Below are 17,036 nucleotides of genomic sequence, written 5' to 3'. Positions count from 1 at the left end.
CTGCCGAAGGCTGCGATCTTTTGCTTTTGCTTTTTTCGATGCCGCTGCAGATCAAGATCAAGATCAAGATCAAGATCAAAAGATCGCAGCCTTCGGCAGCTCCTACACGGAGGTGCTTGTCGTGAGTCGGTTGCCGTATGCCTGGGCCAAGGCGCAGCGGATTCTGCTGCGCGACGATGTGCTGACGGTGTGCCCATCGACACCGGGCTGGTCGATCAGTGAGGCGCGGCGTCAGTTCGGTGCGACCACGATACAGCGCGTGCGCGACGATGAACTGGATGGATTGCTCGCCAGCGCTTACGCCGACACCGGCAGTGCGGCGGCGGTGGTCGGCGCGGCGGAAAACGAAGTCGATCTCGATCGGCTGATGCAGGACATGCCGGAAATCACCGACCTGCTCGACACCCAGGACGGCGCGCCGGTGATTCGCATGATCAACGCCTTGCTCACCCAAGCCGCGCGCGACGAGGCCAGCGACATTCATATCGAGCCGTTCGAAACCCATTCAGTGGTGCGCTACCGCGTCGACGGCACCCTGCGTGATGTGGTCTCGCCGCGCAAGGCGTTGCACGGTGCGCTGGTGTCGCGGATCAAGATCATGGCCCAGCTCGACATCGCCGAAAAACGCCTGCCCCAGGACGGTCGCATCGCGTTGCGCGTAGCGGGGCGGCCGATCGATATTCGTGTGTCGACGGTGCCGACCGGCCATGGCGAACGCGTGGTGATGCGCCTGCTCGACAAACAGGCCGGGCGCTTGCATCTGGAAACCCTCGGCATGGATGCGCAGGTGCTGGCCAAACTCGACCACCTGATCCGCCAGCCCCACGGCATCGTCCTCGTCACGGGGCCGACCGGCAGCGGCAAAACCACCAGCCTGTACGCGGCGCTGGCGCGGCTGGATGCGAGCACCAGTAACATCCTCACCGTGGAAGATCCGGTCGAATACGACCTGCCGGGGATCAGCCAGATTCAGGTCAACGCCAAGATCGACATGACCTTTGCCCTGGCGCTGCGGGCGATTCTGCGCCAGGACCCGGACATCATCATGATCGGCGAGATCCGCGATCTCGAGACCGCGCAAATCGCGGTGCAGGCTTCGCTCACCGGGCACTTGGTGCTGGCGACGCTGCACACCAACGACGCGGTGTCGGCGGTCAACCGCTTGGTCGACATGGGCGTCGAACCGTTTCTGCTGGCCTCGTCGATGCTCGGCGTGCTTGCGCAACGCTTGGTGCGCCGCCTGTGCAATCAGTGCAAACAGGAAGACCCAGCCACGCCCGGCACCTGGCGCCCGGTCGGTTGCGCGGCGTGCAATCACACCGGTTACAGCGGCCGCACCGGGATCCACGAATTGTTTTGCATCGACGACGACATCCGCACGCTGATTCACCAAGGGGCAGGGGAGCAGGCCTTGCGCGCGGCGGCATCGAAAGCGGGGATGTTTAGCCTGCGCGAGGACGGTGAACGCTGGATTCGCAGCGGTGCCACCGCGCCGGAAGAAATCCTTCGTGTGACACGGGACGCCTGATGAATCGCTATCGCTTTGAAGCGGCGGATGCCAGCGGAAAAATCGAGTCCGGGCACTTGGAGGCGGACAGCCAGAGCGCGGCGTTCAGTGCCTTGCGCGGACGCGGTTTGACGGCATTGTCGGTGCACGAAGAAAGCAACGTTGCCCGACACGGTGGCGGCGGATTGTTCAGCGCCAAACTCTCCGACAACGACCTCGCTTGGGCCACGCGGCAACTGGCGAGCCTGCTCGGCGCCAGTCTGCCGCTCGAAGCAGCGCTGAGCGCGACGGTCGAGCAGGCCGAGAAAAAACACATCGCCCACACCCTCAGCGCCGTGCGCGCCGATGTGCGCAGCGGCATGCGTCTGGCGGAATCGCTGGCGTCGCGGCCACGGGATTTTCCCGAAATTTACCGCGCGCTGATTGCCGCTGGCGAAGAGTCCGGCGATCTGGCCCAGGTGATGGAGCGACTGGCTGACTACATCGAGGAACGCAACAACCTGCGCGGCAAGATTCTTACCGCGTTCATCTATCCGGGTGTGGTCGGGCTGGTGTCGATCGGCATTGTGATTTTCCTGCTCAGCTACGTGGTGCCGCAGGTGGTCAGCGCGTTTTCTCAGGCGCGGCAGGATTTGCCGGGGCTGACGCTGGCGATGCTCACCGCCAGTGATTTCATCCGGGCGTGGGGTTGGTTGTGCGCAGCGGTCATCGCCGGGGCGTTCTGGAGTTGGCGTTTGTATTTGCGCAATCCGGCAGCGCGCCTGAGTTGGCATCACCGGGTGCTGAAGTTGCCGCTGTTCGGGCGTTTCATTCTCGGGCTGAACACCGCGCGATTCGCATCCACTCTGGCGATCCTCGGCGGCGCCGGCGTGCCGTTGTTGCGCGCACTGGAAGCGGCGCGGCAGACGCTGTCCAACGACCGCTTGAGCCTGAGTGTCAGCGAGGCCACGGCTAAAGTGCGCGAAGGCGTCAACCTCGCCGCCGCGTTGCGGGTGGAGAATGTTTTCCCGCCGGTGCTGATTCACCTGATCGCCAGCGGCGAGAAAACCGGCTCGCTGCCGCCGATGCTCGAGCGCGCGGCGCAGACGTTGTCGCGGGATATCGAACGGCGGGCGATGGGCATGACCGCGTTGCTCGAGCCGCTGATGATTGTGGTGATGGGCGGGGTGGTACTGGTGATTGTGATGGCGGTGTTGTTGCCGATTATTGAGATCAATCAGTTGGTCCAGTAGCGGTGTGTCTGAAGTACTGATGCTGTTTGGGCCGGCCCCTTCGCGAGCAAGCTCGCTCCCACAGTGTTCGGTGTTGTGAAGTAAATTGCATTAACAACATCAATCCCTGTGGGAGCGAGCTTGCTCGCGAAGAGGCCAGAGAGGGCAACAAACAATCCAATTTTTTTCCAGGACTTCAGCATCACCCGAGCCTCAAAAGAACCATCCTCGGGTTCTCCATTCTGTCATCTGCAACGACCCGTCACCGGCTCCAGCCCGATTCAGCGAAAACCCCGCTCCAGAGCGCCCGCCGATCACCGCAAACACCCGAGAAACCCGCGCAAAAATCCCCCCGCAGCTCCCGAGGTTTTTTCCTTTATCTGTCACCGGAAACTGCGAATTTCTCCCTGCGGCTCCACTGCGGTGGACCCTCCCGGTGTCATGCAAGCCTTCCGAAACCTGTGTTCCAAACCAAGTTGAAAAGGAGATTCTTCATGTTCAAGCGCACTCTGATCGCCGCCTCACTGACCGTCGCCGCTCTGGCTTCCGCTCAAGCCATGGCCGTTACCGGTGGTGGTGCTTCCCTGCCTGCCGCTCTGTACAAAGGTTCTGCCAACAGCATCCTGCCTGCCAACTTCAGCTACGCCGTGACCGGCAGCGGCATCGGCAAAAGTGCTTTCCTGACCAACAACGCTGCCCAGTTCAGCACCACCGGTACTGTTCATTTCGCCGCTAGCGACTCGATCCTCAGCGCTGCGGAACTCAGCACCTACAACACCAACTTCGGTGCTTCGTACGGTCCGTTGATCCAGCTGCCATCGGTGGCCACTTCGGTAGCCATCCCGTACAAAAAAGCCGGCAACACCACCCTCAACCTCACCAGCGCCCAGTTGTGCGACGCGTTGTCTGGCACCAAGACTACCTGGGGCGCGTTGTTGGGTACCGCCGACACCACCGCCATCCGCGTGGTTTATCGCAGCACTTCGAGCGGCACCACCGAAATCCTCAGCCGTCACCTGAACGCGATCTGCCCGACCAAATTCGCGGTCAACACCACCTTCACCAACGCCCGTCTGCCAGCCGGTTCCGCGCTGCCGTCGAACTGGGTAGGTGTGGCCAACACCGCTGATGTCGCCACCGCAGTCAATGCGGTTGACGGCTCGATCGGTTACGTCGGTCCGGATGGTGTCAACGCTGCGAGCAACGCTGTCGTTGCCCGCATCAACGGCGTTCAGCCAACCAGCGCCAACGTCAACACGGCACTGGCATCGGCCCAGCTGCCAACCAACCCGGCCAATCCTGCGCAGTGGTCGCCAGTGGTCGCCAACCCGTCCAGCGGTTACGCCATGGCGGCTTACACCAACTTCATCTTCGGCCAGTGCTACAAGGACGCAGCCGTGGCCGCTGATGTCAAAGCGTTCCTGACCCAGCACTACAGCACTCCGGGCAACGCCGTGGCCACTGCCGCTCACGGTTTCATTCCGGTTCCGACCAACTGGAAAACCGCTGTAACCGCCAACTTCATCACCAACTCCACCGGCAACAACCTGAACATCAACAACGCCAGCGTCTGCAACGCCGTGGGTCGTCCTTTGTAAGTCCTGCTAAACGCGCAATGAAATGGCAGCAGCCTTCGGGCTGCTGCCATTTTTTTTCGCCGATCTACTCCTCAATCATGAAGTTTGTGTGACATCCGTTCGGTCGCGCCTGCTGCCAACTGCCTATGTCGTGACAGCAGGGTTTTGCCGGCCTGCAGCTTTGTGTGGCAATCAAAAAGGATCTCGTAGTGATGCTCGCTCGCCCGTCCCGTCGCAGTACCCGTGCCCGGATTCTCAAGCGTGAGGCCGCCGACCCGGCCTTGTGGCTGCTCAAGCCGCTGGCGCACGCGGTGGCGTTGTGTCTGGTGGCGGGCAGTGCGCAGGCGCAAACGGCGTTCAGTTCCAGCTGGTTTGCCGCCAAGGGCGCTGCGCAACAAGCGACAGCCGCTCGACCGAGTATGGGAGGGCTGCCGGGTATGACGCCGCCGCTGGCGCAGCAGCAAAAAGCCAATCAGCAATTGCAGCGTTCATTGCAGACGCTCAACAACACCGTGGCGGCGATTGCCGCGCAACAGGCGGCTCAGGCGGCCGGGCGTGCAGTGGCGTTGGGCAGTGTGCAAAACGTGCCGGACGGGCTGGGCGAGGGTGGCTTGAAGGTCGACAACAGCCTCACCCAGGGTTGGCTGAACGCCAAGGGGCCGCAGCAGACTCAGGCTGACGGCAAGACCACGGTGCAAATCGAGCAGACCGCCGACAAGGCAATTCTCAACTGGGAAACCTTTAACGTCGGCCGCAACACCACGGTCGAATTCGCTCAGCAGTCCAACTGGGCGGTCCTCAACCGGGTCAATGATCCGAACGCGCGCGCCAGTCAGATCCAGGGACAGATCAAGGGCGACGGCACGGTGATGCTGATCAACCGCAACGGCATCGTGTTCAGTGGCAGCAGCCAGGTCAACGTGCGCAATCTGGTGGCCGCCGCGGCCAACATCACCGATATCCAGTTCCGCGACCGGGGCCTGTATTTCGACAGCAACGCCACCCAGCCGACCTTCACTGACGCGGCCGGCAAGGTGCTGGTGGAACGTGGCGCGAGGATCCAGACCCATTCACCGAAAGCGTCGACGGACGCGGGTGGTTACGCCTTGCTGTTGGGCAACGAGGTGCAGAACGATGGCAACATCAGCACCCCCAAAGGCCAGACGCTACTCGGTGCAGGCGAGCGCTTTTACATCCGCAAGGGCTCAGGTACCGATGGCAACGCCGCGTCCACGACCTTCGGCAACGAAGTGACACCGGGCTTCAAGGCCGGCGCCGTGGCCGGCAAGGTCAGCAACAATGGCTTGATTCAGGCCGCCACTGGCGACATCACCCTGACCGGCCATGAAGTACTGCAAAACGGTGTATTGCTGGCGAGCACCTCGGTGGCCACGCGCGGCACTGTGCACTTGCTCAACCCGGCGAGCGACAGCGCCGGCAGCGTCACGCTCGCTCAGGGCAGCGTTACCGCGATCATGCTCGACAGCAGCGACCTCACCGCGCTCGACAGTCAGCGTGACGCATCGCTACAGGCGGTCAGTGCCAACAACCGTATCCGTGGTGATCAGTCGCGCATCGACATCGGCAGTGGCGGCAGCGTCGAATTTCAGAACGGTTCGATCACCCTCGCCACCGGTGGCCAGGTCGCGGTAGCGGCGGGGCGTCGCAGCCTGGTGCGCGATGGCGCGTTGATTGATGTGGCCGGCGCTGTCGGGGTGAAAGTGGCGATGGAAGCCAACAACATCAAGATCAACGTGCAGGGCAACGAGCAACGCGATGCACCGGTCAATCGCGAAGGCGGCGCACTCAACAGTAACGATATCTGGGTTGATGTCCGCGAACTGGTGTACGTGCCGGCCGGCACCAACGGCTACGCCACCGACCGTTGGTACACCGCCGGCGGTCTGCTCGAAGTCGGTGGTTATCTGGGCACTCAGGGCCACACCATCGGCGAATGGATGGCCCAGGGCGGCAGCGTGAATTTTTCCGGTAACGACGTGGTTACCGAGAAAGGTTCGCTGATCAATTTGTCGGGTGGCACCCTTGACGTGCAGAGCGGCGAGATTCGTCAGAGCTGGTTGCGAGGGGCCGACGGACGTTTGTACGAAGTCTCGCGGGCGCCGGGGGATCTGCTCTATACCGGGTTGTATAAAGGTTATGAAGACAGCAGCGAGCGTTGGGGCCAGACGCAGTTTTACCATAACCCGCTGATTGCACCGACGTCGCGCCAGGAGTCGGGCTACACCGTCGGCCGCGACGCTGGTCAATTGGTGATAGGCACCCGCAACGCGATGGTCGATGGGCAGATTCTCGGCGACGTGTACCAGGGCGACCGCCAGACCCAGGCCCCTCGCGCGGTGCTTGATGGCTATGAGCAGAGTCAGACCGCGCGGGCTCGCCGGGCCCAGTTGATCGTCGGGCAATACGATCCGGCCTGGTCGGCGACTGCTGGTGGCCTGCAATACCAGCTCGATGCGCTATTGAATCAAGTGCAGATCGGCGCAAACCCTGCGGCGGCGCTCACAACGCCCGGCTTGGCGGATGCCGTGGCCCAGGAACGGGTCGGTAAACTGTTTCTCGACAGCGATCTGCTCAACGGCTTTCACCTCGGCGCGTTGAAGGTCGCCGCCGCGAAATCCATTGTCATCGATCAGGCACTCACCGTTGATTCTGGTGGCGACATCACCTTGTTCGGGCCGCAAGTGCAGGTCAATGCGAACCTGACGGCGCGCGGCGGCAGCCTGAATCTGGGTGATGTCTTGACGGGTAACCCCGGATTGACGACGCCAGCCGGGGCGCCTGTCGGGGTCACGGTGGCCAGGGATGTGCAACTCGATGCGCGCGGTCTGTGGAGCAATCTGGGCACCGACCCGGACGACGTCAACAGTCTGGCCTATCTCAATGGCGGTGTGGTGTCGTTGCGCAGTACCGGCAAGGTCAGCCTGGGCAGCGGCAGTCTGCTTGACGTATCGTCCGGCGCGGCGCTGTTGGCCAATGGCAAGACGCGCGGTGGCAAGGGTGGCGACGTGACCGTTGAGTCGACGCCGCTGACTGGCGCGACGCCGTCACAGGTGATCCTTGATGGTGGCGTGCGTGGCTACGGTGTGACCGGGGGCGGCAGCCTGACGATTCAGTCCGGCAAGGTTGTGATCGGTGGATCCGGCGGGGCACTCGCCGACAACACGCTGCATCTGGCCCCGAGTCTGTTCAGCACAGGTTTTGCCAGTTACAGCGTCACCGGCCTGAACGGTCTGGAAGTCGCTGAAGGCGCTCAGGTCGATGTGGTGATGCCGGTTTATCGGTTCGGCGATGCAGCGCCGCACCAACCCAGCGGCGTCGATCCGCGCACAGCGCTCGAATTGTGGACCCCCGCACTGTTTCAGGAGAACCCCGCCAAAGGCATTCTGACTCAGCGTGGCGGCGCCAGTCTGACGCTCCAGGCCGGTTCCAGTGATCTCGCGCTGCTTGACCCGGCGAACAGTCCGCTGTCGATCGGCCACGGTGCACGTATCAGCGTCGACCCGGGGCAGCGCATCAATCTGCGCGGTGCCGGACAGATTACGGTCAACGGGCAATTGAACGCCTGGGGCGGCACCCTCGATATTCGTCAGCAACAGTTCGGCTCGCTGGACGTGGCGACCCGGCTGCAGAACGCCGACCCGCAGGCCCATAACCGTTCGATCTGGATCGGCGAAGACGCGGTGCTGGATGTTGCCGGTCGCGCTTATACCGCCGTGGATGCGTTGGGTCGGGTGTATGGCCAGGTCGGCAAGGGCGGCAGCATTATTCTCGGTGGCGAAATCGATTCGAAGAAACTCACCGCGACATCAGCCGACGCGTACGTGATCGTGCGCGACGGTGCGCGACTGGACGCCTCCGGCACGCACGCAGTCCTGGACATCGCCGGGCTGGGAATGACCGACGTCGCCAGCGATGGCGGGCGCATTGCCTTGAGTTCATACAACGGCGTGTTTCTCGACGGCCAGTTGAAGGCTGCTGCGGGCGGCATCGGAGCCTCGGGCGGGCGTCTGGAGATTGTCCAGGACGCGCCGCTCTACCAGATGAATCTGGCGAATAACGAAGTGCGTGCGCCGCGTGAAATGATCATCAGCCAAGGCTCGGATGGCTCGCTGCTGCCGGCGAATCTGCAGGCCGGCGAAGGCGCGACGCAGTTGCGTTACGGTCAGACTCGCTTGAGCGCGGAGCGTTTGATGTCGGGTGGTTTCGATCACCTGAGCCTGTTGAGTAACGGCTTGCTCACCTTCGCCGGCGACGTCGATCTGCGCATGAATCAAAGCTTGAATCTGTACACCGGCTCGATCTCGCTGGCACAGGCTGCCAGCGATACGGCGCGGGTCAATCTCGCCGCGCCGAACATGCGCTTGTCGGGGCTGGGTTTTTACTTGTCGTCGGATATCAGCATGCGTCCACGGGTGCTGGCCACCCCGACCACACAGGTATCGAACGCTCGATTTACCGCCACCGCTGATTTGCTCGATCTGAGCAACACCTTGTCGTTCGGCGCCGAAGGCACGATTGCGCAGCTCGGTGCGCCGGCCCTTGCCGTTGTCCGTCGAGGTTTCGATCAGGTCACTCTCGACAGTCGTGGCGACATGCGGTTTCTCGCACCGAACGACAACGAACGCAGCTCGCGCTTGTGGACAGCCGGCGACCTCAACTTGCGCGCGGCGCAGATTTATCCCGCCACCGGGGTGTCGGCCGATGTCCGTGTCGGTTATCAGGGCCCGATCCCGATCGCGGAGGATGCCCGCACATTGCGCATCAGCGGCCATGGCGAAGCGCCGCGGGCCTTGCCGTATTCCGCGTTTGGCAGCCTGTTGCTGGTGGCCGGGAATATCGAGCAGGGCGGCGTCATTCGCGCCCCGTTGGGGTTGATCCAGTTGGGAGAGAGCTCACTGGGTAAAACCCGCGAGCTGCACCTCTTGCCAGGCAGTGTCACCTCGGTCAGCGGCGCGGGTCTGGTCATGCCCTACGGCGGCACCACCGATGGCATCGACTATCGCTACAACGGCAAATCCGTGGCGTTGCACGGGATCGCCGGAGCGCTGGACGGCGTGATCCTCACCGGGCAGTACGTCGATGTACAAAGCGAGGCGGTGATTGATTTGTCGGGCGGCGGTGATCTGCGCGGCGCAGGTTTCGTTTCCGGGCGCGGCGGTTCCACCGACGCCCGCTTCAATCCGCTGGTGCGCAACGCTGCCGATGGCACGTTCAGCTTTCCGGGGCTTGGCAGTAACCCGGTGTACGCCATCGTCCCGGGCAACCAAAGTACTTTTGCTCCGGCGCTTGCCGAGGCGGGTGCGAGCGATCCGCGTCTTGGCCAGCAAATCACCATCGGCGCCGGTGTACCTGGCCTGGCCGCCGGAACCTACACCTTGCTGCCTTCAACTTTTGCCTTGCTGCCCGGCGCGTTCCGGGTCGAGGTCAATGGCCAGGCAACTCCGGGCATGACCACCGGTGCGCTGAAAATGCGCAATGGTTCCTGGTCCAGTGCCGGTGTGATGTCGATTGCCAACAGCGCTTTACGCGACAGTCTGCCGAGCCAGGTGATCCTGACTTCGGCCGATGTTCTGCGCCGCTATTCGCAGTACAACGAAACCAGCTTCACCCAGTTTGTCCAGAGCGATGCAGCCCGGCGGGGTGTGCCACGGGCTTTGGCGCCGATGGATGCGAAGTCGCTGATATTCAAACTGACTGCCGACGATCAATACGACATCGGCATGAATTTCCACGGCAATGCCATGTTTGCTCCCGGTGCAGGCGGCGTTGCCGGCACGGCTGCGGTGTCGGCCACGCAGCTGGAAGTGCTCGGTCCGGGACAGTCGCACACGCCAGGCTTTGGCGGCGTTTCGGTGTACGCCGACAGCCTCAATCGTCTCGGTGCCGGTCGCCTGAGCCTCGGCGCGACGCCGACAGTTGAGTACGGCACGGCGGGTAACTTCATACGGTTTGACGGTAATGCGTCCGACATCGCTTTGCGTAATGGCGCGGTGTTGTCTGCGCCCGAGGTGCTGCTACGCACAACCACCACCAGCGGCGGCATTACCGTCGAAGCGGGGGCGGGGATCAACACTCTCGGTCTTGGCAAAGCACCTTACGATTCGAACGACGGTTTCATTTATCAACCGGGCGCCGCCAGCCTGCTGGTCGTGTCCAACGGCTGGACCAATGTCCTCGCGCCGACGGCCGGGAACAGTATTGAAGGGGCCGGCAGTATCCGCATCGGCACTTGCGCAGTGCAGCCGTGCAGCCAGCCGTCGCTGCTGTATTCCAATGGCAGTATCAGCGCCGCCACCGATAACCGCTTCGAACTCAACGAGGCCGTTCGTTTCGGAACCCGTCACCTCGCGCTGGCGGTCGGTGCGGTCAACGCCGGCAGCTCGGATGCGTTCGCGAAAGCGGGCCGGGTGCCCAGTGGTCTGACCCTGAACCAGAACGTGCTGGATCGTCTGCTGCGCGGCGACACGCAATTCGGTGCGCCTGCTCTGGAAACGCTGAGCCTGACCGCGCGTGACGCGTTCAATTTCTACGGTAACGTCAGCCTCGATACGCTCGATCCACAGACCGGGGTCAGTCGCTTGCAGAATCTGGTCCTTGCCACCCCCGCCATTTACGGCATGGGCCAGGCCAGCGATGTGGCCACCCTTCGCACAGCCAACCTGATCTGGAACGGCGCGACTCAGGCGCCGGGTGCGGTGGCCAGCAACGGTGCGGGAACCGGGAGCGGCACGCTGGATATCCAGGCGCGACGTATCGAACTCGGCTACGGCCCGAACCCGCAGCCCAACGGCCTGGATCAGAACAATCGTCTGGCGCTGGGCTTTGCCAACGTCAATCTGACTGCCAGCGAGCGCATCACGGCCAATCACAAGGGTAGCCTCGCGGTGTACCAGACGCAGGGGGCTTACGATCCGCTGACCGGTTATGCCTACAGCGGCGGCAACCTCAGTCTGGTCACGCCGTTGCTTACGGGGGAGGCGGCCTCGGTCAACCTGCTCAAGGCCGGCGATAACCTGACTGTGCGGGGCGTGGCCAACGCAGCGGTGGCTGACGCTCTGGGAGCCGAGTTGACTCTGCAAGGGCGCAATGTGCTGCTCGACGGTCGCATTGCGCTGGCCAGCGGCAAGCTGGTGGTCAGGTCCGAGAACGATCTGACCCTGACCGGTGCTGCGCAACTGGACATGGCCGGACGCGCGCTGCCGTTCAACGACGTCACAAAGTACAGCTGGGGCGGCGACGTTGCGCTGTACAGCGATCGCGGCAATATCCGCCAGGCCAGCGGGTCGCGTATCGACCTCTCGGCGCAGAACAATCAGGCTGGTCATCTCAGTGCCGTCGCACTGGCAGCGGACGCGGGAACGGTCGATCTGCTGGGTGAGATCCTTGGCGCCAGCAGTGGTTATTACGATGCCGGTGGCACGCTCGTGCCGTACAAGGCCGGCGGCGTGGACATCCGTGCGCAGCATTTGGGCGCCGATCTGAACGAAGCGTTTACCGCGCTGAACCAGCGTCTGAATCGCGGTCAGGTGTTCGGCAGCCGCAGCTTCCAGCTCAAGCAGGGCGATCTGCTGATTGGCGACGGGCTCAAGGCCGGTGAGGTCAGCGTCTCGGTGGACAACGGCAGTCTGCGCGTGAACGGCCTGATCGACGCCAGTGGCGAACGGGTCGGCAGCATTCGTCTTTCCGCCAATAACGGTCTGACCCTGACCGGCAATGCCGTGCTCGACGCCCACGGTCGGGTGCTGCGCGTCGACAGCTACGGCAAGATCATTGATGCCCCCAACCGCGCCATGGTCGAACTCGATTCCGGGGATGGCCTGCTAACGCTGGCCGCTGACGCACGAATCGATTTGCGCCATGGCACCGACGCTCCGTTGGGCAGCGCGGCCGGTCAGAACGATGGTTTGCCGCGCGGAACGCTGGAGCTTAATGCACCGCGTATCGGCGCAGGTGACATTGCCATCGATGCCAGTGGCGTGCTGAATATTCAAGGCGCGCGTTCCATCGGCCTGAATGCCATGCGGCGCTATACCGATGCTGCCGACGGCACCGATGCGGCAGTCAGCGGACGCCCGTATCAGCTGATCGATCAGGCTTATCTGGACCGTATCCATGCCGACAGCACTGCGTTCATCGATGCTGCGCTGGGCAACAGCCAATTGCTTGAGGGCAAACTCGCCGGGCTGAACAATGCCACCTACACCGATGCTTTCCATGTGCGCCCTGGCGTAGAGATCGCCAGCAACACCGCCGATGGCGATCTGGTGGTGCAGGGCGATCTGGATTTGTCCGGTTACCGCTATGCCAGCCTCAATCCACACACGCCAAAAACCTCCGTTTATGGCTCGGGAGAATCCGGCAGTCTGCTCATTCGCGCGGGTGGCAATCTCGATATCTACGGCAGCATCAACGACGGCTTCGCACCGCCACCGGAAACCGCTGACGACGCCGGGTGGAAACTGGTGCCGGGTATCCAGCCCTTCGGTGGCGACTTGATCGTTCCCGGCGCTGGGGTGACGCTGGCAGCAGGCACTTTGTTTCCGGTCGGCACGACTCTCAATTACGACTTGCCGATACAGGGCGCGACGCTGGCCAGCGGCACGCTGCTGCCAACCCAGGGCATCCTCGCCGGACCTTACACCATGACGGCCGGCACGGTGTTGGCGGGGGCGGTGCATGACGCCGCTGGCAACCTGCTATACGCCGCCGGCACCGTGCTCAATGACAACGTGACCCTGCCGGCCGGCAGCCGTCTGGGGGCCGGAACCCGGTTGGACGCCGCCACAGACATGCAGGCGATGCTGTGGCCCAAGGGCGTGCCGTTGCCGGGCACGTTTGCCGATAACCAGATCGTCGGGGTGAAATTAAGCGCCGAATTGGCGTTGTTGCGCGGCTCGCTGATTCCGTCGATGACCAACGTTGTGCTGGCTGACGGCACGGCCTACATCGATTTGCGTCCGTTGAACGGCACGCAACAGGGACGCAACTGGGCCCTGGCGAGCATGCTGCCGTCGGGCAGCACATCGTGGTCAATGCGCGTGGTCGCCGGGGCAGACCTCGACGCTGCCGACACTCGTATCGTCAAACCGCTGACCAGCGAAGGTCATTTGCGTCTGGCGGATACGCATTACGGCATGCTCGTCACCACGAAAGTTCTCGACACCACCTGGGCGGTGGACAACCCGTTGGGGTTCCCGGCCGGGGAGGTGGTCAAGGAAGATGAAATGTTCTGGTGCGATTACATTCCTGGTGTCTGTGTCGCGCCCGCCAAGTTCCTCTGGGCGGATGGCAACATGTTGGGCATGCCGACCGGCACCCCGGTTTCCGAGGGTGATTTGTTCTGGTGCGATATCGACCCCAATTCGTGCCTGCCCAATGTCGGCGGCACCACGGTGTCGACGCATACGCAGATGTTCAGCGTGCTGCGCACCGGCACTGGTGATCTGGACGTATTGGCGGCGGGCAACCTGAGCATGGAATCGCCTTACGGCGTCTACACCGCCGGTACACAGTCCAGTGATATCGACGAGCGTTTCAACCAGAAACGCGGGCGCCTGTCAGACGACGGTTCGGTGCTCGGCAGCGCTGGCAGCGTCAACGAGAAATGGGTCGATGGCGGCAGTGACAGTCTGTACCAGGCGTGGTATCCGCAGTTGGGCGGCAACCTCGTGATCGGCGCCGGTGGCTCGGTTTCCGGGGATGTCCTGGGACGGCGTAGCGTCGGTACGCAGGTGGACACGCGCGAACAGGTTCCGAGTGTCGCTGTGGGCAACTGGCTGTGGCGTCAAGGCACGGGGAACGATGAAATACCGACCTCCTGGTGGATCAATTTCGGCAGCTACGCGAGTCAACCGTTGACGGATCCAGGCCGCAGTACGGCGCCATATCTGGTGGGCTTCACCGGATTCGGCACGCTGGGCGGCGGTAACATCAGCCTGCATGCCGGCGCAGACGGCGGCATGCTCGAGCCGGTCGGTGATGGCCGCATCAATCTGTACCCGCGTGGTCAAGGCCTGATCGTGGCCGTGGGCAGCACCGGCCGGGTGGGCCGCGACGGCAGCCTGCAATTGACCGGGGGCGGTGATATCGATTTACGCCTGGGAGGTTCGCTCAATCCATCGCTGCAAGCTCGTGCGCGGGAATCCGGAACGGAGATGCCGCGCCACGATTTGCAAGGTGCCGTCATCAACCTGCGCGGCGCCGCGCAAATCAGCGCCAGCGCCGTGGGGGGCGTGAATCTGCACTACGGCGCGTTTGCGCAGGATCAGGATTCACGCGAAGTCCGCGCCTTCGACCCCTTCAAGTCGACGTTGAGCAGTGCCAGCGGCGGTCTGGTGCTGATTCCGGGCGATTCGGCGATGCGTTTGAGCACACGTGGCGACCTCGTATTGGGGGGCGCGGCAGACCCGGGACGTGTGCGCTTGCAGAACTCCACGGCTTTTACCGATGCCAGCGGAGTGGCCCATGCGGGAGGCGGCTTGAGCAGTTTCTCGCTGTGGACCGATCACACTGCGATCGACCTGTTTGCGGCGGGGGGTAACCTCACGCCGAGTACACAAGTCGCCGAAGTCGAGAATCTGTTGTCCTCCACTTACAACACATCGCCCACCGATGGTCGCTTTGTTTACCCATCTGTGCTGCGGGCCGTGGCGGCCCAAGGCTCGATTTACGCGGGGGCCTCGGCCGCTTATGGCACCGGCAATCTGCCGCCGGCGGTGGGCTACTCCTTGTTGTTGGCGCCGTCTTCGGCAGGACAGCTGGAACTGCTGGCCGGGGATTCCATTTACGCCGGCGGATATGCGATCACTCAGTCGGGTGCAAGCCCTGCGGCGATTTCCTCAGCGTTTGCGCCGTCCTTCAATGGGTTTGCCAGCGACATCGCCAGCAAGCCGGTCATGACCAATAACAGTGTCGATGGCGTGGCGGCGCAACGCAATTCGCGTTACCCGTTGTTCGCTTTTGGTGCCAATAGCTATTCCGGTTTGAGTAGCGTGCGAGGCCCAGCGCGGTTTTATGCGTTGTCCGGCGATCTGGTCGGAGTCCGCAGTGGCGAAACCCTGACATTCATGCAGGCTGGCGTACCGCAGCGTACCTGGTACGAAGCGGCCGGCCCGGTGTGGATGCTTGCCGGTCGGGACATCGTCGCTTCCGGCACCAATCTGGGCCAGCCCACCGTCGCACCGAATGAGGTGAGCTACAGCAACGAAGAAATTCAGTCCACGGGTAACCTGTTCATGCACAACCGGCCAAACGATGTATCGCGGGTTTCGGCTGGGCGCGACATTCTGTACAGCAGCTTCGACATTGCCGGCCCGGGTGTTCTGGACGTCAGCGCCGGGCGTCACCTGCTGATGGAAGACCGCAGCAGCATCACCAGTATCGGGCCTGTGGTGGCGGGGGATCATCGTCCAGGGGCGAGTATCGTGATGCAGGCGGGCGTGGGCGCGCAGGGGCCGGATTACTCGCGCTTCATTGCCCGTTACCTGAACCCGCAGAACGTGGCCGACTCGACGCTGGCTCTCAGCGCGCAACCGGGCAAAGTGATCAAGACCTACGTCGATGAATTGCAGAACTGGCTGACCCTCGGTTACGGCTTCAGTGGCAACCAGGAACAGGCGCAAGCCTTCTACGCTACGCTGTCGAGCGCCGAGCAAGCGATCTTCGCCCGCCAGGTGTATTTCGCCGAACTGCGCGCCGGCGGCCTGGAATATACAGATGCCGATGGCCCGCGTACCGGCAGTTACCTGCGCGGTCGCAATGCCATTGCAGCGCTGTTCCCGACCACCGATGTCGCCGGCAATCCGATTCGCTACGACGGCGATATAACGATGTACGGCGGCGCCGGGGTCAAGACATTGTTTGGCGGCGACATTCAGATGCTCACGCCTGGTGGCGCTCAGGTGTTCGGCATCGAAGGCGCGGCGCCGCCGTCCACGGCGGGGATCATCACCCAAGGCTCAGGCGACATTCAGTTGTACTCGCAGGGCAGCATTTTGCTCGGCCAGAGCCGGATCATGACCACCTTCGGCGGCTCGATTCTCGGCTGGTCCGCCGAGGGCGATATCAACGCCGGTCGCGGCTCGAAAACCACCGTGGTCTACACACCGCCGAAGCGTGTGTACGACACCTGGGGCAACGTCACGCTGTCGCCGTCGGTACCGAGTACCGGGGCCGGTATCGCCACGCTCAACCCGATCGCCGAAGTGGCACCGGGCAACATCGACCTGATCGCGCCACTGGGCACCATCGATGCCGGCGAGGCGGGGATTCGCGTGTCGGGCAACGTCAACATCGCCGCGCTGACGGTGGTCAACGCCGCAAACATTTCCGTGCAGGGCAAGGCGACCGGCGTGCCCGTGGTGTCGGCGGTCAACACCGGCGCAATCACCTCGGCCAGTTCAGCGGCTTCATCCGCCACCCAAGCGGCGGAAGATGTCGCTCGTCAGCAACAGGCAGCGGCGCGGCAGAACCAGGCCTCGGTGTTCACCGTGCAGGTGCTCAGCTTCGGCAACGAGCAACTGGCACCGTCGCGTGATGGTGCCAATCGCGCCCCGGCGACGGGTTATAACCCGGACAGCCCGGTGCAGGTGCTCGGTGCCGGGGCGCTGGATGAACAGGCGAAACAGCAGCTGACCGAGGAGGAGCGTGGTCAGTTGACGTTGTAAAAGGACTCTCGTGCAGTACGTTTGGGCGGCCGGTTGGCCGCCTTTTTTTTATGAG

General features: G+C 63.1%; 4 protein-coding genes. All 4 read left to right on the top strand.

What is annotated here, in order from left to right:
* Positions 1-121 precede the first annotated feature (121 nt).
* The 4 genes from gspE to J2Y90_RS20355 all read left to right on the top strand — a co-directional run bounded on the left by gspE (position 122) and on the right by J2Y90_RS20355 (position 16,981).
* Complete coding sequence (gene gspE, locus J2Y90_RS20370) at positions 122-1,528, top strand: type II secretion system ATPase GspE (protein ID WP_253502386.1); 1,407 nt, start codon at positions 122-124, stop codon at positions 1,526-1,528.
* On the top strand, positions 1,528-2,739 hold the full coding sequence (gspF, locus tag J2Y90_RS20365) for a type II secretion system inner membrane protein GspF (protein WP_253502382.1): 1,212 nt from the start codon (positions 1,528-1,530) through the stop codon (positions 2,737-2,739). Before gspE ends, gspF begins: the two co-directional genes overlap by 1 nt.
* A 473-nt stretch (positions 2,740-3,212) precedes the next feature.
* Positions 3,213-4,316 (top strand): substrate-binding domain-containing protein, encoded by a 1,104-nt coding sequence (locus J2Y90_RS20360; RefSeq protein WP_253502379.1) that lies wholly within the window; start codon positions 3,213-3,215, stop codon positions 4,314-4,316.
* Between the two features lie 191 nt (positions 4,317-4,507).
* On the top strand, positions 4,508-16,981 hold the full coding sequence (locus J2Y90_RS20355) for a filamentous haemagglutinin family protein (protein ID WP_253502376.1): 12,474 nt from the start codon (positions 4,508-4,510) through the stop codon (positions 16,979-16,981).
* Positions 16,982-17,036: the final 55 nt, after the last annotated feature.

Origin of the sequence: Pseudomonas koreensis, assembly GCF_024169245.1 — a bacterium.
Lineage (GTDB): Bacteria > Pseudomonadota > Gammaproteobacteria > Pseudomonadales > Pseudomonadaceae > Aquipseudomonas > Aquipseudomonas koreensis_F.
The sequence above is the reverse complement of the archived record's forward strand: the minus strand, read 5'-3'. Positions and strand labels throughout refer to the sequence as shown.